The organism is Hymenobacter siberiensis, from assembly GCF_018967845.1.
Taxonomy (GTDB): Bacteria; Bacteroidota; Bacteroidia; order Cytophagales; family Hymenobacteraceae; genus Hymenobacter; species Hymenobacter siberiensis.
This window is the reverse complement of record NZ_JAHLZZ010000001.1, coordinates 3,542,434-3,564,514: the sequence shown is the minus strand read 5'-3', so window position 1 is coordinate 3,564,514 and position 22,081 is coordinate 3,542,434. Positions and strand designations below refer to the sequence as shown.

The window sequence follows — 22,081 nt, the reverse complement described above, 5'->3', positions numbered from 1 at the left end:
GGAGATTATGCGGCCGAAACCGGATGAGTGGAAATATCAATAAATCGAGTGTTGAAGTCTTTGAGCCAGCGCGTATGCAGTTTTAGCTGCAAAGGCTCCTCAATATTAGCTGTTACATAAGTCCCGATGCGACGGTCATATTTACCAACTACTTCCGCAAACCGCTGCACAAAGGCCACTAATACAGGTAACGGCATAGAATCGAGTTTGTCATAAGCCATGAACCCATCAAAAAGCTGTTGCTGTGCCGAGGCTATCAACTCGGGTATTTGGTCCTCTTTATCCTTGGTCAGTTCCAAATACAGCGTTGAAAAGGCTCCTAGCAGTAAAAAAGCCCCGTTACCCGTCTGAGCACTCAGTAGACGCGTACATGCCCCGCGTAAGTGCTTGATATTATCCCGTTCCATTCCTCTGCCGTCAGGCGGCGAGGTCATGAAGCCAAGGTATTTCCACACTATTTCCTCGTTGTATATCTTGCCGTCATTAGTATCAGTTGGCAGGTACTCCGTGCGGGCATACTTCGAGTTAAAATACAGGTCAAAGTAATTGCTAAGGTTCTCCTTCGGATTCATACCCCTTAGGCATGCATCGCGCATTGCCTCAATGCCTCGTCGCCGCTTTTCCTTTATCGTCTGCTCGTTAAAGTCCAACAACGCTCCAACGTACTTTTCAAGCAGTGAAGAGCCCTTCTCTCGTCCTGCCACGGCTGCAGCTTGGTCCCGCGCATTGTCGGGCGTTGTGTACCGGGCTAGGTAATCCTGATAGGTGGCTCGCAAGGCGGTGGCTTGCAAGTCCAAGGTTGTTTGCGGCGGGGCCAGAACCACCCGTACCGACGAAGCCGAATAGTCAATAGTGTAATCGGCAATCACGCCCAGTAGGCACAGCCGATGAATCGCCCGAAAAGTATCCTGCTCTAGTCTGATACCCGCGAACTTTTTCCTTAATACCTCGCCCAACTCTGCAGGCAAGTCCAGCCCAGTGTCTTTCCAAAACTTTTCGCTTACCGTACCCGCAAAGGCTTGACCGTCCATAGCTCCCTGGCAGCACCCCAGCAACCACTTTTCCGACAATTCGACGCCGGCCAATGTCGATGCCTCGCTCATATCACGTAGCGTTCCATTCCTAAACCCGATTTCAAACGCTTCATTTGGGGCACCCGCCCGGATGGCTTCAAGGCGGGGCAGAATTCCGTCGATGCTTCCAGGAGCCACGCCACCTCCTAGCGCATTGCCCAGCAACGCAGCACTTAGGCGCGCTTCAGTTGGCAGTTGAAGCAAGTAGTTCATAGCGAAACTAACGACTTTGCGCAGCACTGTTGGCGGCCCAGCTGGCTTTTTATGCTCCTCATACCCTTCCAGATTTGGCAGCTTTAAAAGAGTAATTCTGCCATAGCTCAAACCGTCGCTCCCATTCAAATACAAGGTTTCAGGCGCTGCGGCCCCCTTTTTTTTATGCAGACGCGCCCATACTTCCAATTCTGGAAATTGCTCTTCAAGCACTGCATTCAATACTCCGCATTCGCCCGCCGGAAATGTTATTCGCGTCAGCAACTCGTGCATCACTCTATCCTCCTGCTCCCGCGCTTTGAAAGTTTTATTGAAAAAAAACTCCTGAGTTTCCGCGTCGGTCTTATGGTACAAAATGTAATTCAGGGCCACTGCCCGGTCACGACCGGCCCGGCCAGCCTCTTGCACAAAACTCTCAATGGAGTCCGGATAGCCATAATGCACAGTAAAGCGCACGTTGGGTTTATCAATGCCCATCCCAAACGCTTTGGTGGCCACAAGTATATTGCTATCCCCTTCCACAAATTCAGTCTGCATCTTTCCCATTGCCACTTGATTTGTAGCCTGAGTGGCGCGGCTGTCGCCGTCGTCGGTACCCATGAAGAAGCCCGCTTGTAGCACCGGTCCTGGCCGGCCAGTAGCCGTAAGGAGCCTAAAAATCTCAGGCACCCCGATAACGCCTTTCGTATGCGGGCAGAACACCAACCCTGCTTGCTCCAGCTTACCAGTGGTCGCATTTGCTTCAAAGAAATTCTCCGCCGTCCATGCACCAAGTGATACCGGGAGTCGGGCCTTCTCGGGTAGCGGGTCCATCGAAGGCTTCCCATTTATTGCTAGTAGCGCACCTGGCACCTCTGCCAGCACCTGTTCCAACAACTCATGTTTTGCCCTGCCTACTGCATTACGCTCCTTCAGCTTTTCATCAACCGCCATAATTCGGACATGCAGTTCCGGCCTCGACATCGTTGCTGTTCGGATAATAGCTGCTTGGTCATTATCAATATCTAACTCCCTTTGTACATCAGCCAATACATCAAATGAGGCCGTGGCGGTAAGTCCGTACAAGGGCACTTCCTTGCCAGTATACGTATGGCAGAAGCGCCGGGCATTGGCCCCCAAACGTAAATAAGGCGTTCGGAAATTATGCCCCCACTCCGATACGCAGTGTGCCTCGTCAATTACGCAATAGCTGAACCCCACTCGCGGAAGGGCCGTTTGCTTTGCCTCCAACCGGCCTACTCGCGGCAAGGCCTTCTCCATTGCTTCCAGCCGGTCCCTGAAATCTTCCTTAATCACCAGTCGCTCCGGCGAAACGAACATAAAAAGGACTTCTCCCGCCTGCATTCGCGCCAGCCGTAGCTCCTTGCATGGCCGTCCCGGCACAGAGCTGTTGAGATAAGTGACGGCATCTATCCAGTTGCGCTGCAGTCCCTCAAATTGGTCCTGCATCAGTGATTTAATTGGGTCTACTACTAAAGCTATTCCAGGCTGTAGCAATACTGCCATCTGGTAAGTCAGCGACTTGCCTCCTCCTGTTGGCAGAAGCCCTAGCACGCTCAATCCTTGTAGCCCTCGGCTAATAATGGGTAGTTGCCCTTCCCGCAACCCGCGCTTGCGGAAAAGGTCCTGAACCAATTCTTCAAGCACTTGCGCACGACTCTCTTGGTTGTCATCAAGAAATTTGTATGTCTCGTGCGCTGGGTCGTACTCCACCAAGGGCGGGTAGGCAATCAATGGTGCCGACCGGAAACGACGTGCATTCTTTGGCATGGTTGCCGTCCGAATGGTCAGGCACTGCACTCCCGGTAATTCCACGGCTTTTGAAAAGCCTGGTCGCTGCAATACTGATATGTCTAGTACCAGATTGAATTTATCAGCCGGAGTAGGCATGCTACCAACAGGCATTACTTGCGCTTCCAAATGATTGAAATATGCCGGCTGCTCAAACTCACCGGTAGGATAGATAGTCAGCCCCACTACTGGTACTGTCCGCCCTTTTCCCTCTAGCGCATACAGTCGTCGCAGTTGCTCAAGTAAAGCAGTCACTCCCTGCTGCCCACAAGGCAAATCACGCTCGACTATTGCCAGCTTTACATGGATAGCCACTGGAGATATTGTCCCATTTAGCAAGGCCTCTAACAGCGTCCGTTGCACCCGCGCCACCGCTATCGGACCTAATGTGAGTTGCAATGCCTTTCGCCCTTCAGCATTTGCAAGCAGCGAATCATCATAATTTGCCTTCAACTGGGCAAAGTAAGAATGTACTTTCAGCAGTTGCCGTAAAGAATCTAATCGCTCCTCTGGCTCTCCAAAGTCATCCGTTGGCAACCGCACTGGCCACCATCCTACATCCCGAGCTGCCTTATCACGAGCTGCATCCTTCTGAATTTGAGGAGGTATTTTATGGTGCGGCCCGTCTACTTCCAGTATAACACCTCTTACGGCTATTCCACCCTTTACAGCTTGTGGCCAGGCCGGTACATTTCCCGCTGGTGCCGGGGCTTCAGGCCCAGGTTCCCAGGCGTATGGAAAGGCTAACGTGAAATCAGCATCTTGCTTTGCGAAATCAGCCACCGTGACCAATTTGGTTTTACGCAGCTGCTCTTCCTCTACTGCGTCCCAGCGCAGCAAATCCTCCAATGATGTTTGAGAATCAACCAACTGCGGTAAGTAATCTGCACCTCCGTATCTCGGCATTAGTACAGCTGCAAATTCAATTTCAGCCTCACTTACCGTTCCTGTCTTCCATGTTAAAAGCTGCTGGCGCAAATCTTGGCCGGGGCGTAATCGAGGGTCTAGCGGATGTAATGCCCGCCATAACAGTATAGACCAAGTTGAACTATCAGGAATTTCAGCTAGCGGAAACTTTAGACTTCCCTCATTATTCTTGTCAACCTTCTCGAAGTTTACTCCATCCTTAGCATCCAGCAGGTCTATCGCCCCCGGCCAATTTTCTGCTAGTACGGCAGCCGCCAAGTTGAGTGGTGCGCGAGTAGGCAGCCCCCGCGTTAGTAAATTGACCGCAACCGTCCATATCGCTTGGTGTGAGCTGGTAGAAATATCGTAGTCTGGTTCAGCTACTACAAAAGACTGTGAGCCTGATACTTCAAACCACGAAACGTGGTGCAGTAAGTCCCGGACCTGCTGCTCGTTTCCTCCAACTGCCGTGGCTCCCGCCACCAGCTCTGGCAATAGCTCCTCAATAAAGTAACCAGCCTGTAACTGTAATTTAAACATACGTAGGGTTGAAACGAGTACAGCAAAGTACATATTTCAAGACAGTGCTTGCCATTATCACTTGCGAAAGCCTGACGCTACCCTTCCTTCAGCAAAGAAAAAAACAAGCTTAGCTCATGGTCGCGCAGATGGGCCAGCCATCGCTCAGCCGCTTCTACACTGTCCATCTCCGATTGTGGCAGTGGAAATATCGGCAATATGTCACTGCCTTTTCCGAGCCGCATCCGCAGCCCGTAGCCGCCCATTTCAGGCGCTGGCACTACTTCAAACTTGCACCCGCGTTGCTCATACGCGCCATAAAACTCGGTGATGGATTCTGCGTCTGGGACAAAATGTGGCATTTCAATAAAGGAAAAAGGGTGTAGAAAATGGCCAGCCGCCGGCCGACCAGAAAGAAGTTATTTGACTATCATCAAGTCCTCCAGCCGCGTAGTGTAGGCCGGTGTGCGCCAGGCCGCCTGACCCTGCCACGGGGTGGGCCCGCCACCATTCGGCCCCAGCGCCGTCGCCAGCTGCACGGTCCCGCGCCCGAACCGCGCATTCAGCCCATCCAGCGCCGCCATCATCTGCGCACTACGGCCCTCCACCGCGGCCCATACCGGGCACTGCCCCGCCGCCAGCGGCGCAGCCTCCCCGAAAAGCCCCAGCTGCTGGTCGCCCGGCGCTTCCAGCCCGGCCATCACCACGCCCGCCTTCACGTACACCGCCCCCGGCTCCCAGAGCCGCCCCAGCAGTTGCGCGGCCCGCGCCGTCAGCTCCCGGGTGTCGCTGGTGGGCACCGGCAGCGTCAGCACCGCCGAGCGCGAATGCCCGCCCTCATCCGACCCAAACCGGCTTTTGCTGATGAATACCGTAAGGACGTGCGCCAGGTCACCCTGCCGCCGCAGCTTTTCCGCGGCCCGCGCCACGAACGCTGACACCGCCCCCAGCACCGAGGCCCGTTCCCGCAACGGCCGCCCGAACGTGCGCGTACAGCTGATGCTTTGCCGGCGCAGCGTCCCGTCCTCGCTCGGGGCCAGCCCCGCGCAGGGGTAGCCCTGCAGCTCGCGCACCAGCCGCGCCCCCACCACGCCGCCGAGGAACTTGCGCGCCCAGGCCTCCGACACCCGCGACAGGTCCGCCGCCGAGTCGATGCCCGCCGCCGTGAGCTTCTGCGCGTACTGCCGCCCTACGCCCCACACGTCGCCCACCGGCACCTGCCCCAGCGCCCAGACCCGCCGCGTGTCCGAATCCAGGTACAGCACCCCGCCCAGGCCGGCATCTTTCTTGGCCAACCGGTTGGCCAGCTTGGCCAGCGTCTTGGTCGGAGCCACACCCACGCACACCGGGATGCCCGTGCGCGCCTTCACGCCCACCCGCAGCCGTTGCGCCAGGTCGGTCAGGTTGCCGAGGTAGGGCGTCAAATGCTGCTCCAGCCCGCCCAGGTCCAGAAAGGCCTCGTCAATCGAATAGATTTCCACTGCCGGCACCGTCGCCCCCAGGTAGTGCATCACGCGCCGCGACATATCCCCATACAGCGTATAGTTCGAGCTGAACACCTGCACCGAGTCCCGCCGCAGCTGCTCTTTCACCTGAAAATACGGGTCACCCATTTTCAGCCCCAGCGCCTTCGCCTCGGCCGAGCGCGAAATGATGCACCCATCATTATTGCTTAAAATGACCACCGGCCGCCCTTCCAGCCGCGGCTGAAATACCCGCTCACAACTCACGTAGAAGTTGTTGCAATCTACCAGCCCGAACATCGCTAGTCGCGGCTGCGCAGCAGCGCCGTTAACCGGCCCGGCAGCAGCTCATGCACCACATGCGTCACAACGCCCCAGATGTGCAGTTCCTCCCCAGTCCGAATAGGGTAGGGCTCAAAGGCCGGATTAGACGGTACCAGCCACCACGATTCCCCCCGACGCTCCAATCGTTTCACCGTGCAGTCGCCATCCACCACCGCCACCACGATATGCCCATGGTCGGCCTCCAGGTGCTTATCCACCGCCAGCAGGTCGCCGGCATGAATCTCGGCCCCGCTCATCGACTCACCCGACACCCGCACCAAGTACGTGGCGTCCGGGTGCCGGAACAGCAGCCTGTTCAGGTCGAACAGCCCTTCCAGCTCATCGGTGGCCGGCGAAGGGAACCCCGCCGGCACCCGGCAGCTGAACACCGGCAAATAAGCTTCCATCGGTGCTTCTAACACCGGAATTAGCAGTACATCGTGCATAGGGGGATAACGATAAATGGAGCCCTCAAATAAACGACTGCTAATGTCATTAGTTTATATTTCCGCTAATAAAATTAGTGCTGTGTGCTGATGCTCAGCCTGAAAACTTTTCTACCATCCGTGTAATATCCTGATAATATAGTGGTATTGTAGTTGATAAAAAATGTAATGATTAGGAAGCACAAGTTTGTATTCGCAAAGGTCACTAGCTAGATTAGCAGTGTTTTTCGCTTGTTACCGCATTGCCTATCCTTATGAAAGTATCTAAAAGCGCCACCCGCACCGTGACCCTAGACCCTGTGCCAGCTCAAGAGCAAGACGGTGATACCGACTCCTATTCCAACGACTTGAGCCCCGACTACGAAGCCGAAACCGTTGCTGGCCTATGTCCCGTCTGTCACGACCTCCTGGCCTGGCACGAGCAGGCCTGCGAAGTTGCCGCTATCCCAACAGCTACCGCCGAGCCCGAATACGATACCCCCACCACGCCACCGCCGGCCCCGACGGCCACCTTTGCCTTCGCCATCGGCCACCGCGTGCAGCCCGCATACAGCGCCTCCGCCGCCATCACTTGGCGCGGCCAGCATAAGGAGCGCCACCCCGCCACTGGCCTGGTGCAGCGCATCAACGTCTACTACCTCGATAACGGCTACTGGGACTGCTACCGCGAGGAAGAGTTACAAGCCGCCTAACGCATCATCATTCACCGCACTACCTTCATTTTCCCCTCATGGCAACCTTCCAAATCTTCCAGAGCAGCGGCCAGTACTGGTACCACCTGCGCGCCGACAACGGCGAAATTGTCCAATCCGGCGAAGGCTACACGGCCAAAGCCAGTTGTGAAAACGGCATCCAGGCCGTGCAAGCCAATTGCCAGCCCCATCGCTTTCAATCCTTTTTAGAATCCGGCCAGTACGGCTTCAATCACGTCGCCGCCAACGGCGAAATTATTGGCCGCAGCGAGAAGTACACCACCGCCCAGTCCCGCGACCACGGCATACAGGTCGTGCTGCAGGAAGCACCCGAGGCCCCCACACAGGACCTGAGCTAACGTAGTCCATTTCCTCCATATTCTGATTATTGCCAGACCCCGCCCCAACGCTAAAACATTGGGGCTTTTTGCTGCCCTAATTATACCGGGACGTAACACGCTCTTCACAATTAGTACACCCACAAAAACATTTTTGCACCGCCGTTGCCGACCTTTGTAGCTACCTTATCAACTCCGATGCGAAAAATTTTTACTGTCCTCACCAGCAGCTTGCTCCTGGTCACCGGAGCCGCCCAGGCCCAAGCCCCGGTCACGTACCAATTCTATTACGGCAACCTGCACGCCCACACCGGCTACTCCGACGGAAACCAGGACTCCGTAGCTTCCGGCCGCAGCACCCCGCTGCTGAGCTACCAGTTTGCCGCCGCCAGCCAGCATTTCGATTTTCTTGGTATCTCCGAGCACAACCACAGCCAGGCCGGGATGCGTCTGGTCGATTACGCCCGTGGCCGGGCGCAGGCTACCCAGTCCACCACACCCGCGTTCGTGGCCCTGCACGGCACCGAGTGGGGCGTGATTTCCGGCGGCGGCCACATGCTGGTTTACGGCGTCAACAAGCTCTACGGGTGGGAATCCGGCAACTACGACGAGTTCGTAGCCCGCAACGACTACCAGGCACTGATGCGGAAAATCAATAAGGTGACGGGTGCGTTTGTCATCTTCGCTCATCCACAGTCCGGTGATTACGGTAACCTAGCCGGCACCGCCACTTTCAGCCCCACCGCCGACAGCGCCATCGTCGGCACCCCCTTTCGCAGCGGCCCGGCTACGTCTCCCAACGTTACCTACTCCAATCCTAGCACCGGCAACTACGAAAGCGTTTACCGAGCCATGCTGGCACGAGGCTACCATGTGGGCATTTCGCTCGACCACGACAACCACCTGACCACCTTCGGCCGCACAACCAATGCCCGCCTGGTCGTGCTGGCCCCCACGCTCACCGAAGCCAACCTCCTGACCGCGCTACGCGCCCGCCGCTTCTATGCGTCTGATGACTGGAACGCGCAGGTTTCCCTTACCTGCAACACCCAGCCAATGGGTAGCATCCTAACTAGCCCGGCCGCCGCGGCCCTCACTGTGAGCTACGCCGACGCCGACAACGAGCCCGCCGCCAGCATCACCCTGATGCGCGGCGTCCCCGGTTCCAGTACCCAGCCCGTGCAGGTCGCCACCGCCACCCCCGGTGCCGTCGCTCTCAGCTACAACGACCCCGCCGCCATCGGCACCGCCTACTATTACGCCCTCATCACCCAAACCGACGGCGACCGCATCATCACCTCGCCCATCTGGTACACCCGCTCGGGGGCCCTGGCCACCCAGCCCGCCACCGTGGCGTTGCAGCTCGACGTATTTCCTAACCCTGCCGATGCCGGCCGCCCCGTCACCCTGTCCTACTTCTTGCCCACCGCTACCACCGTCAGTGCCGAACTACTCGACGCGCTCGGTCGTCCCGTCCTCACCCTGGCCGCTGGCCAGCCACAGCCCGCCGGCCCGCACACGCTCGACGTGCCCACCCAGGGCCTAGCCGCCGGCCTCTACACCGTGCGCGTTCTCGCCACCGGTGCGCCCGTGTACCGTAAGCTGGTGGTGGGCCAGTAGCCAACATACTGGCTTTTCCAATTCCGCAACAAGCAAAAAGGCCGGCCCCATTATCTGGAGATTGTCCTTACCCAAATCTTTTCCAGCTTCCCCGAGGCAATGCCAAGGCCCTTTTGGGCTGGCTGGCTGGCTGGCTGCGCCCGAAAAGCGGCAAACCCAATAATCGCACAAAAACGCCCTTCCAGCCACACGGCCGGAAGGGCGTTTGAGTTTTGGATAAGGACAAGCTGCTGTGTGCTGGCGAGGCTTTTTTAATTTATTTGTTAGTAGGATGATTGCCCAACTGGCTTAACATCAAATCCGAGTTGTTCGTCATCATAAAATACATCCATTGCGCCGTCATTGTCTTCTAGACGAAGCGGCTGACTATGCTCACGCATGATTTTTATCACGCTAAACGGAATCAAAACCAAGAATTGCCGCATAACGTTTTTAAGTTCACTATCGCATGCGGCGACGGCTTCTGTTAGCTCGTTTACCTTGGCGAAGCGCACGAAGTCATTGCTCGAAAATGCCTGGAGATTTTTGAGTGTTTGAAGATATAGATTAATTTGTTCTTCAAGTTGGCCCTTTCTTGCCTTCGTTTGTAAGGCTTTTCGCGCAACAGAAGGCCAATTAGTTGTCTCTGGCACTATCGGTACTAATGGAAGGAGATTGCTGAGGTCAGTAGACATGTAATGTGGGGCTTGTTTGTTCAAAACGAATGTACAGTTATATTTTCTGCTTTATTCTACAATATCCTCAATGCGGGCTATACTCAGGAAAAACTCTTCGGCCAGGTGCGCGATGGCGCACTCGCGGCTGTGAAGTAGTGGCCGCGGCTTGTAAGTAAAGCGCGGATGAAAGGCATTGCGGATGCGTTCGTTGCGCTTCTGAACGTTAACAAGCCAGGTTTCGCTTTTGCTCATAAGAGGTACGAAAAAGCCCCGCCAGTAGCTGGCTTGTCCTTACCCAAAACTCAAACGCCCTTCCGGCCATCTGGCTGGAAGGGCGTTCTTGCGCGGTTGCCTATCCGGCTTACCACTTTTCAAGCGGGGACAGCCAGCAAAAAAAAAGACTTGGCGTTACCTCGGGGAAGTCGGAAAAGATTTGGGTAAGGACAAGCCCATTATCTGGAGCCGGGCTTTTGGTGCCGCAAAACTGTCTGCGCAGCTAATCCAGCAAGGCGTTGGCCGGGAGCACCGCACCGCCGTTGGTATCGGGCACCGTCACCAGCAACAGTACTTCCTCACCGGGCCCACTGTCCATAAGCATATTTTGTACGTTTTCCTGAAAAGCATTTTCCAGGGCCGTATGCACCAAAATGGTTTCGGTGCTGATGTCCTGATTGTACACCCGGTTGAGTTCGTCGCACACCCGCGCCGCCGCGTCCCCGGCCGCCATCGCTGCCTGCAGCTGCTCGGTGTAGCGCCGGACCTTACGGTCGGCATCTGCCCGCAGCTTGATAGCCCGCTTCATACGCCGGCGGTGTTGCAGCTGATAAGCCGTCAGAGTAGCCATAATTATCATTTTTAAAAAGGTGAAAGATTAATCCAGGTCGGCATCACCCGCCAGCCCGGCCCCGCCGTTGCCGTTGGCGATGTTCACGTACACAACGGCCGGCGTACCGTCCAGGCTGGCCGCCGCCACGCTCGTCAGCCCGGCCGACGTGCCAGCCGTTGAGAATCCGTTCAGCAAACCCGTGCGCGTACTCACGGTCATGCCATATAGCGTATTCAGGCGGCCAATATGCGCGGCGGCCGTGGTCCCATCGGCCAGGGTTGCCACCAGCCGGGCCGTCAGGGCGCGGGCGCGGCGGTCGGCGCGAGCCCGCAAAGCCAGCGCCTTTTTCATGCGCCGCTTGTATTGCAGTTGATAAACAGTAAGTGCCATTGTCAAAAGAGGGGTTGAAGGGACGAAGTAAAAAAAGAAAGGGCCGGCCGCTGCCGGCCGGCCCTAACATATCAAGGATGCCTAAGACTAGGCCACGTACTCAATCGCCAGCGGGTTGGTGCTGTTGTTGTTGAGCGCGTAAAACTTCCCGTTCACCTGCTGGTAGAAGTTGATGCCCACCACGCCCACCACCAGGTTGGCTGCGGCAGGAGCCACCGGGAAGCTGGCTACCACCGCCTGATTGGCAAGTGCCAGACTGTTCACCGCTAGGATGCCCAGCGGCGCGGCCACTACAGCATTCGTGTAGGTCAGCATCTCCATGTCCAGCGACGAAGCGGCGAATACCACTTCAAAGTGCGTAGTCCCTTGCGGGGCGGCGATATCCGAAGCCGGGTTCAGCGCCGGAATCGTCATCGTCACGTCAGCACCGGCTCCCGTCACCTCGTAGGGGAAGTACATGGTCTGGCCGATGCCGGCCCCCGCGTTGAAGTTGAAGCCGAGCAGCGGTGCCGAGTTGGTTGCGTCAAACACGCGCTGCCCCCGGTCGTTCGTGTCATCGAGGCCGATGACTTCGCGCATTTTCGCCGTGAGCCGCGACGTTACCCGGCTGTCGCTGGCGGCCGCAATGGCCACCCGTAGCGAGTCGCGGAGCAACTTGCTGTAGTTGGCGGCCAACCCAAATTCAGCCGCGTTTTCCCGCGTTCGCGCCCGGCTCGGGGCACTGGCAAAGGCGGCCTTGTTACTAGCCGGCTTCTGCGAGATGTTGCCGTTTTTGCTGAACACCAGGCCACCCACGGTGCCCTGAATGCCCAAAATACCTGTCTGACGTGCCATGACGTTATCGGGGTGAGGAGTGAATAATGAACTGTGCTGACTTGCATTAGCCGGCCTTGTTACCAGGTGCAGCTGCCCAGGTAACGCCGCTTATTTCGTGCATCGAAAGACCGCCACAACTTCGGCGAAACCGCTTGGCTGTCCCCGCATTTCCACAGGCCCCGGCCCCGCTGGGCCGCCTGAGCTTGCTGGACCGCCCATCCTGCCACCCGCCGGTCGGGGTCGTAGGCCCACGCCCACCCCCGCACCACCAGCAGCGAATCCAGTGATACCGGCCACCCCGCAGCTGCCACCGTCGATGTCGGCAGCAGCACCGCGCCCAGCGTCCGGCCGTACAGGTCCATCCCGGCTTTGGCCACCAGCACCACGCGGCCCACCGGCAGCAGCTTAGCCACCGAATCCGCCGCTTGCGGTCCAAACGCCTGGTCCGGCTCCGGAGCGTCCGCGCCCAGCAACCGCAGCCGGTACGTCGACCCACCGCTCAGCATGATGTACGTATCGGCATCAATCACCCGCACCACCCGGGCCGCTTCAGCAGCGGCCGCCGCACGAGCTGTAAACGAGGACATCGGCAGCTCGTCACTCCGCAATCCGGCACAACCCGTCAGCCAGGAACCAACAGCCAGCGCAGAAGCGACCCGAAAAAATGTAGCGAAGTAGAACATGCCACGAACCTACGGCTGGTCCGCAAGCGTTGTATCTTCGCATGTCCGTTTTACGCATTGCCAGCCCATTATGCAGCAGGTTTGCATCTACCCCAAAGAAGCCGCCGCCGTCACCGGCACCAAATACAGCACGGCCCGGGCCCTGCTGCAGCGCATCCGTGCCCACTACGCCAAGCCCGCCCGCGCCTACGTTTCCATTGCCGAGTTCTGCCAGTATACCCACTTGCCCGAAGCTGAAGTGACCCGCGCCCTTAACCGTAGCTAGAGCATAGCTGGAGTATGGCTGAAGCATACCTGGAGTACCACTGTTCCCACCCATCAAGGAATGTGTACTTTATTTGCTGTCGTTGCTAGCCAGTAGCGTTGCTCTTGTTCCCAGGATATCTCCTTAATGCGCCGAATTCTTATTGCCTCAATACTCTGCCTTGCTTTCGGCATTTCCACACAAGGAGTAGCCCAGCAGGTCAGGCGCGAGGCCGTTGTGGACTCGTTGACGGCGGAGTTGGAATCCATTCTACGACAAGGTCATTTCAACGGGTTTGGGGTGGCAGTCGTGAATGGACGAGGCGTCCTCTACCAGAACGGCTTTGGCTTTGCCGATGTGCAGGCCCGCAAAGCCTACGGCATCCACACCGTGCAAAGCGTCGCCTCGGTGTCCAAGACACTGGTGGGTCTGGCCTTGCTCAAGGCGCAGGAACAGGGCCTGCTCACCTTGGACGACCCCGTTAACAAGTATTTGCCCTTCCCGGTCGTCAACCCAGCGTTCCCTGACGTGCCGATTACGCTCCGGCACCTGGCCACCCACACGTCCAGCATCCGCGACAACGACTTCTACCTGAGCCATAACTATTTCCTCACGCCCGGTCAGCAGGAAAAGGGGCCGATGGCCTTCGAGGACATGCAGACGTTTATTCCCGCCGATTCGGCGGTGAGCCTGCCGGTGTTTCTGCAAAACGTGCTGACCCCGCAGGGCAAGTGGTACCAGGCAAAGGGCTATTTCGCCCGCCGGCCCGGCGAACTTTACGAGTACTCCAACGTGGGCGCGGCCCTGGCGGCGTACGTGGTGGAACGGGTCAGCAAGCAGCCGTTTCCAGCCTTCACGGCCCGCTACATCACCAAGCCGCTACGTATGCGAGATTCGGGCTGGCGCTTTGCCGATGTCGCTTTCTCCCAGGTTTCGCGGCTTTACCAATCCCCCACCGTACCGCTGCCTTACTACGGGCAGGCCACGTACCCCGACGGCGGCTTCCTTTCGTCCGTCGCCGACATGAGCCAGTATCTGCGCGAGCTGATTCGGGGCTACCAAGGCCAGGGCACCGTGCTGCGGCCGGAGAGCTACCGCGAATTGTTCCGGCCCCAACTGGCAGCCAGCAACTTTGAGGAGCGCAACGAGCGCAACCCCTACAGCGAATCCTACAACGTGGGCGTTTTCATGGGCTTCGGTTACACCGGCTTCATCGGTCACACAGGCGGCGACCCGGGCGTAGTGGCATTATTGTTTTTTGACCCGAAATCTGGCATCGGCCGACTCTTGGTGATGAAGCTGTTTAGAAAGTCGGCTTTTGATTAATTTTTCGCAAAAAGATGACGACGAAGGCGAGCCAGTGCCAGGCCAGCCAATTGCCGACGCTGGTTTCGTAGCGCACGAGCAAGGTTTTAAATCCGTCGAGCCAGGCGTTGGCGTGTTCGACCACGACGCGGCGGCGGTAGAGTTCGGGGTCGAAAAAGGTGTCGTCGTCGGTCTGCCAGTCGGCGGCGCGGCGGTTGCGGGGAATGTTGGCCTCGATGTCGCGCCGGGCGCATTCCTGACGAAAGCCTTGGGTGTCAAAGGCTTTGTCGGCGTTCAGAAACAGCCCGGCGACGGGAATATTAGCCGCTTCGAGCGAGGCGCAGATTTCCCCGAACAAGGCGTTGAGCTGGTGGGTGTCGTGGTGGTTGCCCGCCTGCGGGCTGGCGCAGGCCAGCGGTTGTCCCCGGTTATCGGCCACGAAGAGGGCTGTGGTGGTACGGGCTTTCTTGCGGCCCTGATAGCCGACGGCCTCCCCGCCGTTCTTGGCGGGCGTGTGGCTGCCGTCGAGTTGGACGCTGGAACAGTCCAGATGGGCCCCGTTTTCGCGCAACAAGCGGAGCCATACCCCTTGCCAGGACCCGTCCTTGCGCCACGCATTAAAGCGGGCGTACACGCCCTGCCAGGTCAGCGATGCGCCCGTAAAAAACTGTTTAACAGGCAATAATCGCCATTGACAGCCGCTTTTGAGTTTGTAGAGAATGGCTTCCACCAACTCGGCCGGCTCCACGACCGAGGGGCGGCCATGGGCGGAGAAGGTGAGCGCGGGCAGAATCCATTGGCGAATCATATCTTTGGACAGGACTTCCATTAAAATGCGAAAAAAGGAGTGTTACACCTCAAATTTCGCGCTTTTTTGGGAGTCCTTTGACTTTCTAAACAGCTTCGATGAATACCAGCCATTCTACCAGGGCCGGTGAGGTGGCGATGTATAAAATCTGGAACACGTTAGAAAAATACCAGCACCGAGTAGGCATCTGAAGGCTAAGCAGCCGGCCTGCTGAACGTAGAAGTGTAGAAGTAGCGCTCAGTTAAAAAACGCCCCGTTACAGTGAGAAACCTGTTGTCAGCCCCGCGTCTATTGTTGCTGGTAATAGCCACAGCCGCCCTCAGTTCCTCGACGACACCGCCAGAGCTGTCCGCCGCCAAGGCCGCCGCCCACCCCGGCCAGTACGTGCACGTCCGCGCCACCGTCGCCGCTACCCGCACCACCCGTACCGGCTACACCTTCATCAGCCTCCAACAGCATAGGCCAAAGTGCCCAATAGAGGTAGCCGTCAGGTCCGAACTGCTGCCCAACCTGACGCGCTACCTACAGCTGCAACCGCTTGAGTTGACGGGGCGCGTGGTGCTGGTGCAGGGCGTTCAGGCCACCGCCAACGGCTCCACCGCGCAAATTTGGCTTGACCGCGCCCCCGCGCTCTCCGTTACCCCGCTCTGACCGTCCCAAATCCGCCGCATCGTCTGATGCTGAAAGTCCTCCACAATCTTCGCGTAGATGAGCGTGGTCTTAATGTTGGCATGCCCCAGCACCTTCTGCAGCACCTCAACCGGCATGCCCCGCATCAGGCTCTGGGTCGCAAACGTGTGCCGCGCCGTGTGCATCGTCACCAGCTCCCACTTCGGTACCGGCCGCTTAAAAATGTGCCCGTCGATGGTTTCCACCACCTCTACCAGCCGGTCCACACCCGCCAGGCGGGCAATACGCTTCAGGTACCGGTTCATCACCGCGTTTTCAAACACCGGTAGCAGCCGCGCCCGCGTCCCGTCATACTTGGCCAGTAGTGCCAGCGCCGGCACGGTCAGATAGATACTCACGCCCGTTCGCGTCTTGGTTTGAGTGAGCCGCAGCACCTGCCCGCCGTCCCAATCGTACAAGTTGCCGCTGTGCAGGTCGTGTAGGTCTGAGTAGCGCAGGCCCGTGTAGCAGCAGAACACAAAGGCATCCCGCACCAGCGCCAGGTTATTCGGCAGCAACGCCCGCGCTATCTTCTCCAGTTCCTCAGCCGAAAGCCAGCACTTTTCAACGTCCTCCCATTCCACCGGCAACTTCCCAGGGTCCACGGCCAGTACTTGGTCCCGCTCATCCCGCGCCCAGCTAAGGAAAGGCTTTAACTGCTTCACAGCACCCGCAATGGTATTCTGGGCGTGCCCCATTTCCTCCCGCATCCACGATTGGAGCGAGTCGTGCGCCGGCAAGTCGTAGTCGACCACCGTCATGCCCGACGGGAGCGTAGCCACCCATTTTGCTACCGTGTTGCGCGTCGTCTTGTAACCCTTTACCGTGTTAGCCCGAAACCCACGCGCAATCAGTACAGCCCGATGCTCGTCAAGCAACTCAACCAATCCAGGTGCCGGACCAGCGGGCGCGTCCACAGCAGCCACCGCCGTCCGCAACGCTGCTCCAGATACTGGACCCGCTAGTTTCGTGCGCAAACCACTGTAGACATCTTCTACCTTCGTCCGCAAGGCCCGCAGCCGCAGCGTCGCATTGTCAATATCACCAAACGACTTTCTAAACCAGCCCGTTTTCTCGTTCCATTCCGAGGCCACGCACTTTTCACCAGTCGCAAATCGCAGCCGCTGGTTATCAAACGTCGCAACCAATCGGATAACACAGCGGCCATGCGCGTCGGGCCGTTCAATGCGTCGCTCAAAGCAAATATTCATGACAGCAGGGGAGGGGACAGGTGGGGACAGGTCTGGGGGCAGGATGGGGGCCAGAACTCACGCCGTGAAGTGCAAGAACACCATCGCGAAGGCATAAGAAAAGCCCCCAAGAAACCGCGTCAATTGCTTGATTCACGGCTTTTTGAGGGCTTAACTACACCCTCACATCGTGAAGGGTCGTACCCGGAGCCGGAGTCGAACCGGCACATCTTGCGATATTGGTGTTTGAGACCAACGCGTCTACCGGTTCCGCCATCCGGGCAGGATAAGCTTTTAGAACAATTCCGCTCTGCCGGTATCAGGAGCGGGTTGCAAAGGTAGCAACTTGCTGCTGGATGCGCAACAGATACCGCTTTTTTAGGTAGTAGGTGCGGATTTGCTGGAGCGCGGCCTGGTGGTGGTCGGTGGGGAGCTGCTCATAGCCAGCGAGAACGGGCTCGATGCCCGCGTCGAGGGTACCGGCCAGGGCGGTGACTTCGGCGGCCACTTTGGTGATGCCGGCCGGGTCGGCGTCCATTCCCAGCTCCATAAGCTCCTCGTTGAGGTCCATCATGTCCATTAGGAAATCGGGCGGGAGCTGCTCTTGCTTGCCTTCTTCGAGCAGGCCATTTTCGCGCAGCAGGTATGCCATGCGCTGGTCGGGGTCGGAAAGGGTGCGGTAGGCGTTGGTGTTGAGGGTGGCTTGGCGCAGCATCTCGGCCTGGTTTTCGGGCGAAGTGGTGGCGTGGAAATCGGGGTGCGTTTCGCGGCTTTTGGCGTAGTAGAGGCGTTTGAGGGCGGTCTCATCGGGCCGGAAGGAGTGGGGCAGGCCGTAGAAGGCGAAGTAATCGGGGGACATAGAAAACGAGAATTAGTCAGGGGGGAATACGGCTACAACACCGGATTCACCGAAAAGGCCACGGGCGGCGCGGCAAATAGCCGCTTGGTGGCCGGCCACACCTCGCCGAACAGGCCCGACTTACGGTAGGCATTGAGTGCGGCCGCATCGTCCCAGTGGCTGTGGGTGCAGTAGGTGGCCGGGTGGTCGGCATCCTGCCACAGCTCCAGGTAGCGGCAGCCGGGCTGTTGCCGGATGCGGTGCTCGGTGGCCCGGAAAAGGGCAAGAAAGGCCGGTACCTGTGCCGGTTCAAAACTCATGCGAACAATACGAATCAGCATTCGGAAAGTGAGAGGGTAAGCAACAAAAGTAAAAGACCCCGGCTCCGCAAAGCCAAACCAGCGCCCGAGGCGAATAGCTTCTAAAGCAGTTCTCAGGTCTGTCCAACGGCGGGCAATGAAGCATGATGTATTTTTCATCAGCCTGTAAAACCAATGGCGCACCATGTGCAGACGCTCCCGAAACGTGGTGCCACTATTTGACCACCTACGCCGGCAAAGAGTGACATTCTCTTATGAAGTGGGTAGAGCCTCATATTTGTCGATATTCGGGTGTTGATACTGAAGCTGTTTAGAAAGTCCCCGAACGGTCATGCAGCGCGCAGCAAAGCATTTTGCTCGCATCGTCAGGCCCGTTCAACGATGCGAGCAAAATGCTGCGCTGCGCGCTGCATGACCGTTTGAGTACCTTTTGTGACTTTCTAAACAACCCCACTGATTAATTACTTGATTATTAAAATAATAATATTGGTGTATTTGTATTATTTCTGATACCAGAATGCTGCATCAGGCGTCAAAACTCGGGCTTATACCAACTATGTGTACTGCTCAGCGTAGAACCTGCCGCAAACACCTGCTCTTTATACCGTCATACTTTACCTATTCTTTTCCATGAAAAATTTCTTCTCCCGTTCATCAGCATTTGCGTGGCTCACCGCTCCTGCTTTAGCTGGCGGCCTGCTATTTAGCAGCTGCAACAGCCAGCCCATCGCCACCGAAACCGACAAAACGGCCACGGTGGTTTCCGGCGAAACCAATGCTGTCTCCGATAGCTCGGCGGTAACGGCCATTGCCGATGGCATGAGTGCCGTGAAGCCAACCGGCCCCAATCCGGCTTGGGGTCCCAACCTCAAGCCCGAGATGGCAGCCGTGATTGAGCAGTTGATGAGCTTCAACCCGAAGCCATTGCCCTCGCTTACCGCCGCCCAGGCACGTAAGGGGCCTAATTTTGCCGATGCCCTTAAAAAGCAGATGCAGGTGAGCAACATCGCCATGCCCCCAATGAACTGCGACACGATGAGCGCAACGGTGGCTCCCGGCGTGAAAGCCCGTGTGTACACGCCCAAGAGCGGTACGGCCCCGTACCCCGTTATCGTGTACTACCACGGCGGCGGCTGGGTAATTGCCAACAATGATACCTACGCCGCATCGGCCCAGGCCATGTGCGAGCAGGTGGGTGCCGTACTGGTGTCGGTGGAGTATCGCAAGGGCCCGGAGTACAAGTTCCCCACCGCCCACGACGATGCCTTCGCCGCCTACCAGTACGTGCTGAAAAATGCCGCTTTGATGAAGGGCGACCCCGCCCGAGTGGCCGTGATGGGCGAAAGCGCTGGTGGCGGCCTGGCTTGTGCCGTGAGCATGATGGCCCGCGACCGCAAGGTGGCCCTCCCCAAGTACCAGGTGCTGGTGTACCCCATTGCGGGCTACGACATGACCACGCCTTCGTACCAGAAATTCACCGACACCGCGCCTCTAAACGCTCCGGCGATGGCCTGGTTCTTCAAAAACTACCTCCGCAGCCCCGCCGATGGCAAAGACCCGCGCGTGAACCTGGTGGCCGCCAACCTGAAAGGACTGGAGCCAACCACCGTCATCAGTGCTGAGTACGACCCGTTGATGAGCGAGGGCAAAACCCTGGCCGATAGGCTTACCGCCGCCGGCGTGAAAACCAATTATAAGCTCTACGATGGCACCACGCACGAATTCTTCGGCATGGGCGCCGTGGTGCCCGAGGCCAAAGAAGCCGAAGCCCTGGCCGCCAGCGACCTGAAAGGTGCCCTGAAGTAGGAGCATTGCTTTCTGAGTGAACCGAATTCTGTGGTTCAAGCCGTCATGCTGCGCGCAGCATGACGGCCTTTTTTTGCCTGTTACCTACTCTGTCTGAAACCGCACGTCCACCTGCGAGTCGAAATTTAACCCCAGCAGCTCCGAAGCGTTGCCTTGGCAAATACCCAGACACAAAAAATCCTGGCTGTTGAACACCACCACCGCCTCGCCGGGTGGCACGGCCGAGAAGTGCGGGTGCAGGTCGCGCACCACGTCGCGCCCGAAGTGGATGGCCAGCGGCCGGCCGTGGCCCACGGCTTCCACCGCCGTGCGCGAAATGTTGGTGACGAGGTTGCCGTAGTGGTCAACGTGCGCTACGTGGCCCGTGACGCGGTGGTCCTGCAGCCGCAGCTGGCGGTTATTGAGTTGATGCAGCGCGGTAACGGCCGGGCCGAGGTCGCTTAGCATAGCGCCCTGGGCCAGGGCTACGGCGGCGGGTAGCAGCACGTCGCGGGTGGGCGAGGCAGTGATGGCGGCCGGCAGGGCCACCATTTTTTCGGGGATGCCGTTGGCCAGCAGGGCCAGAATGCCGTTGTCGCCGGTCACGAAGTAGTGGCCGTCCAGCTCGGCGGCCAGCCAGTTGGGCTCGGGGCCCGCGCCGTGGTCGGCCACGCCGATAACGTGGACCGTGCCCAGCGGGAAATCCCGAAATACGCTTTGGAGAACGTGAACGGCGTGTGCGATGTTAAAGGATTCGACGCCGTGGCTGATGTCGACCACCGGAACTGCCGGGGCCAAGTGCAGCAGCCGCGCTTTCAGGGCTGCCACGTAATGGTCGCGGTAGCCAAAATCTGTGAGCAGCGTAATCAAACCCATGCTTGCGTTCCGTAGTTATTCGTAGTATTGTTCCAGCGTCCGAACCGGGGCAAAAGTAGCCGGTTCGGGTCGAAAACAGCCCGTTTTTCCTACCCCCTTTCTCTTTCCCCCTCTCTTCCAACTTGGTCGAAAAAATCATCACCCTCGAAAACATGTCTTTGGTCGATTTCCTCGGCCCCGACAATCAGAATATCCGCCAGCTGGCGGCCGCGTTTCCCGGCTCTAAAATCATTAGCCGCGGCAACGAAATCAAAATTCAGGGTCAGACGGAAGTCATCTCCCGCATCAATGACATCTTCTCCTCGCTCATCGAGCACTACCACCAATACGGTCAGATTACCGACAAAACGGTAAATCAGTACCTCTCAGCTACCTCTGAGGAGGCCGAAGGTCGGGTGCTGGCTGCCTCGCCCGACGTCATTTTGTTCGGGGCTAAGGGCGGCGTCATTAAGGCCAAAACGCCCAACCAGCAGAAGCTGGTGGACACCGTGATGTCGCATGACCTCACCTTCACCCTGGGCCCGGCCGGTACCGGCAAAACCTACATTTCGGTGGCGCTGGCCGTGCGGGCGCTCAAAAACAAGGAGGTCAAAAAAATCATTATCTCGCGCCCCGTAGTGGAGGCCGGCGAAAGCCTGGGCTTCCTGCCCGGCGACATGAAGGAGAAGGTCGACCCCTACCTGCGGCCGATTTACGATGCCCTGGAAGACATGATTCCGGCCGAAAAGCTGAAGTTTTACCAGGAAAATAAAATCATCGAAATCGCTCCGCTGGCCTACATGCGTGGCCGCACGCTTAACAATGCTTTCGTGCTTCTCGATGAAGCCCAGAACACCACGCCGAGCCAGATTAAGATGTTTCTGACCCGCATGGGCCCCACGGCCAAGGTGATGGTGAACGGCGACCGCAGCCAGATTGACCTGCCCACCCGCCAGAAATCGGGCCTGATGCAGGCCATGGACATCCTCAAAAATGTGCAAGGCATCGGCTACGTCGAGATGACCTCCGAAGACGTGGTGCGCCACCGCCTGGTGAAGGAAATCGTGGAGGCCTACGATAAATTCGACACCGAGGAAATGACCCGCACGGCCCAGGCCAACGGCACCCCGCGCCGCGACGAGCGCCACGAGCGCCGCTTGCGCGAGCAAGGTCTGGCCGAAGACGGCCAGCCTATTTCGGATGAGCCCGAACTGCCCGTAAACCACGAGCAGCCGCTGTAGTGGCTGCTGTCTGATATTTTCAACATCTGTCATCCTGAGCTTGCGAAGTACCTTATCACAGTCGAACGAC

The 22,081-nt window shown here is 58.0% G+C and carries 23 protein-coding genes and 1 tRNA gene; 8 read left to right on the top strand and 16 right to left on the bottom strand.

Features of this window, described 5'->3' with window-relative positions; all coding sequences use genetic code 11:
* Nucleotides 1–5 precede the first annotated feature (5 nt).
* The 4 genes from KQ661_RS15510 to KQ661_RS15495 form a co-directional block, all read right to left on the bottom strand.
* Nucleotides 6–4,523 carry a helicase-related protein gene (locus KQ661_RS15510; RefSeq protein WP_216727427.1) on the bottom strand — a complete coding sequence of 1,506 codons (4,518 nt, stop codon included), beginning with the start codon at nucleotides 4,521–4,523 and terminating at the stop codon, nucleotides 6–8.
* Between the two features lie 77 nt (nucleotides 4,524–4,600).
* Nucleotides 4,601–4,864: a hypothetical protein gene (locus KQ661_RS15505; protein WP_216727426.1), complete on the bottom strand. Its 264-nt coding sequence runs from the start codon at nucleotides 4,862–4,864 to the stop codon at nucleotides 4,601–4,603.
* A gap of 57 nt (nucleotides 4,865–4,921) precedes the next feature.
* The gene (locus tag KQ661_RS15500) at nucleotides 4,922–6,265 is read right to left on the bottom strand and encodes a Y-family DNA polymerase (protein WP_216727425.1); all 1,344 of its coding nucleotides are present in this window, start codon (nucleotides 6,263–6,265) and stop codon (nucleotides 4,922–4,924) included.
* A 2-nt stretch (nucleotides 6,266–6,267) separates the two neighbouring features.
* Nucleotides 6,268–6,735 carry a LexA family protein gene (locus KQ661_RS15495; protein ID WP_216727424.1) on the bottom strand — a complete coding sequence of 156 codons (468 nt, stop codon included), beginning with the start codon at nucleotides 6,733–6,735 and terminating at the stop codon, nucleotides 6,268–6,270.
* Nucleotides 6,736–6,989: 254 nt separating this feature from the next.
* Between KQ661_RS15495 and KQ661_RS15490 the strand changes: the two genes are divergently transcribed.
* The 3 genes from KQ661_RS15490 to KQ661_RS15480 all read left to right on the top strand — a co-directional run bounded on the left by KQ661_RS15490 (nucleotide 6,990) and on the right by KQ661_RS15480 (nucleotide 9,385).
* A complete protein-coding gene (locus tag KQ661_RS15490; RefSeq protein WP_216727423.1) occupies nucleotides 6,990–7,427 on the top strand; it encodes a hypothetical protein in 438 nt (145 codons plus the stop codon).
* A gap of 38 nt (nucleotides 7,428–7,465) precedes the next feature.
* Nucleotides 7,466–7,786, top strand: coding sequence for a YegP family protein (locus KQ661_RS15485; protein WP_216727422.1), 321 nt, complete (start codon nucleotides 7,466–7,468; stop codon nucleotides 7,784–7,786).
* A 177-nt stretch (nucleotides 7,787–7,963) separates the two neighbouring features.
* On the top strand, nucleotides 7,964–9,385 hold the full coding sequence (locus tag KQ661_RS15480) for a CehA/McbA family metallohydrolase (RefSeq protein WP_216727421.1): 1,422 nt from the start codon (nucleotides 7,964–7,966) through the stop codon (nucleotides 9,383–9,385).
* Between the two features lie 263 nt (nucleotides 9,386–9,648).
* Here the strand turns inward: KQ661_RS15480 and KQ661_RS15475 are convergent, their stop codons facing one another.
* The 6 genes from KQ661_RS15475 to KQ661_RS15450 all read right to left on the bottom strand — a co-directional run bounded on the left by KQ661_RS15475 (nucleotide 9,649) and on the right by KQ661_RS15450 (nucleotide 12,756).
* The gene (locus KQ661_RS15475; protein ID WP_216727420.1) at nucleotides 9,649–10,059 is read right to left on the bottom strand and encodes a hypothetical protein; all 411 of its coding nucleotides are present in this window, start codon (nucleotides 10,057–10,059) and stop codon (nucleotides 9,649–9,651) included.
* Nucleotides 10,060–10,110: 51 nt separating this feature from the next.
* On the bottom strand, nucleotides 10,111–10,293 hold the full coding sequence (locus tag KQ661_RS15470; protein ID WP_216727419.1) for a hypothetical protein: 183 nt from the start codon (nucleotides 10,291–10,293) through the stop codon (nucleotides 10,111–10,113).
* A gap of 244 nt (nucleotides 10,294–10,537) precedes the next feature.
* Nucleotides 10,538–10,885: a hypothetical protein gene (locus KQ661_RS15465; RefSeq protein WP_216727418.1), complete on the bottom strand. Its 348-nt coding sequence runs from the start codon at nucleotides 10,883–10,885 to the stop codon at nucleotides 10,538–10,540.
* Between the two features lie 27 nt (nucleotides 10,886–10,912).
* A complete protein-coding gene (locus tag KQ661_RS15460; RefSeq protein WP_216727417.1) occupies nucleotides 10,913–11,257 on the bottom strand; it encodes a hypothetical protein in 345 nt (114 codons plus the stop codon).
* A gap of 87 nt (nucleotides 11,258–11,344) precedes the next feature.
* Nucleotides 11,345–12,091, bottom strand: a complete 747-nt coding sequence (locus tag KQ661_RS15455; protein ID WP_216727416.1) for a hypothetical protein — start codon at nucleotides 12,089–12,091, stop codon at nucleotides 11,345–11,347.
* Between the two features lie 59 nt (nucleotides 12,092–12,150).
* Nucleotides 12,151–12,756, bottom strand: a complete 606-nt coding sequence (locus tag KQ661_RS15450; RefSeq protein ID WP_235726990.1) for a thermonuclease family protein — start codon at nucleotides 12,754–12,756, stop codon at nucleotides 12,151–12,153.
* Between the two features lie 70 nt (nucleotides 12,757–12,826).
* On the opposite strand from KQ661_RS15450, the gene KQ661_RS15445 reads away from it, so the two are divergent.
* A complete protein-coding gene (locus tag KQ661_RS15445) occupies nucleotides 12,827–13,021 on the top strand; it encodes a hypothetical protein (protein ID WP_216727415.1) in 195 nt (64 codons plus the stop codon).
* A gap of 126 nt (nucleotides 13,022–13,147) precedes the next feature.
* Complete coding sequence (locus KQ661_RS15440) at nucleotides 13,148–14,326, top strand: serine hydrolase domain-containing protein (protein WP_235726989.1); 1,179 nt, start codon at nucleotides 13,148–13,150, stop codon at nucleotides 14,324–14,326.
* Here KQ661_RS15440 and KQ661_RS15435 read toward each other — a convergent pair.
* A complete protein-coding gene (locus KQ661_RS15435; RefSeq protein WP_216727413.1) occupies nucleotides 14,304–15,134 on the bottom strand; it encodes an IS5 family transposase in 831 nt (276 codons plus the stop codon). The genes KQ661_RS15440 and KQ661_RS15435 overlap by 23 nt on opposite strands.
* 240 nt (nucleotides 15,135–15,374) lie before the next feature.
* Between KQ661_RS15435 and KQ661_RS15430 the strand changes: the two genes are divergently transcribed.
* Nucleotides 15,375–15,764 carry a hypothetical protein gene (locus KQ661_RS15430; protein ID WP_216727412.1) on the top strand — a complete coding sequence of 130 codons (390 nt, stop codon included), beginning with the start codon at nucleotides 15,375–15,377 and terminating at the stop codon, nucleotides 15,762–15,764.
* Here KQ661_RS15430 and KQ661_RS22275 read toward each other — a convergent pair.
* The 4 genes from KQ661_RS22275 to KQ661_RS15410 form a co-directional block, all read right to left on the bottom strand.
* Nucleotides 15,689–16,564 carry a site-specific integrase gene (locus KQ661_RS22275; RefSeq protein WP_317196122.1) on the bottom strand — a complete coding sequence of 292 codons (876 nt, stop codon included), beginning with the start codon at nucleotides 16,562–16,564 and terminating at the stop codon, nucleotides 15,689–15,691. The two genes, KQ661_RS15430 and KQ661_RS22275, sit on opposite strands and share 76 nt — an antisense overlap.
* A 609-nt stretch (nucleotides 16,565–17,173) precedes the next feature.
* Nucleotides 17,174–17,255 (bottom strand) — tRNA-Leu (locus KQ661_RS15420).
* A 36-nt stretch (nucleotides 17,256–17,291) separates the two neighbouring features.
* Complete coding sequence (locus tag KQ661_RS15415; RefSeq protein ID WP_216689189.1) at nucleotides 17,292–17,831, bottom strand: iron-sulfur cluster co-chaperone HscB C-terminal domain-containing protein; 540 nt, start codon at nucleotides 17,829–17,831, stop codon at nucleotides 17,292–17,294.
* Between the two features lie 32 nt (nucleotides 17,832–17,863).
* Nucleotides 17,864–18,151: a putative quinol monooxygenase gene (locus KQ661_RS15410; RefSeq protein ID WP_216689188.1), complete on the bottom strand. Its 288-nt coding sequence runs from the start codon at nucleotides 18,149–18,151 to the stop codon at nucleotides 17,864–17,866.
* Nucleotides 18,152–18,760: 609 nt separating this feature from the next.
* On the opposite strand from KQ661_RS15410, the gene KQ661_RS15405 reads away from it, so the two are divergent.
* A complete protein-coding gene (locus KQ661_RS15405; RefSeq protein WP_216689187.1) occupies nucleotides 18,761–19,936 on the top strand; it encodes an alpha/beta hydrolase in 1,176 nt (391 codons plus the stop codon).
* A gap of 84 nt (nucleotides 19,937–20,020) precedes the next feature.
* On the opposite strand, the gene KQ661_RS15400 is transcribed toward KQ661_RS15405, so the two are convergent.
* Entirely contained in the window at nucleotides 20,021–20,791 is a 771-nt protein-coding gene (locus KQ661_RS15400) for an SAM hydrolase/SAM-dependent halogenase family protein (RefSeq protein WP_216689186.1), read from the bottom strand.
* A gap of 122 nt (nucleotides 20,792–20,913) precedes the next feature.
* Between KQ661_RS15400 and KQ661_RS15395 the strand changes: the two genes are divergently transcribed.
* On the top strand, nucleotides 20,914–22,011 hold the full coding sequence (locus KQ661_RS15395) for a PhoH family protein (RefSeq protein ID WP_216727410.1): 1,098 nt from the start codon (nucleotides 20,914–20,916) through the stop codon (nucleotides 22,009–22,011).
* Nucleotides 22,012–22,081 lie beyond the last annotated feature (70 nt).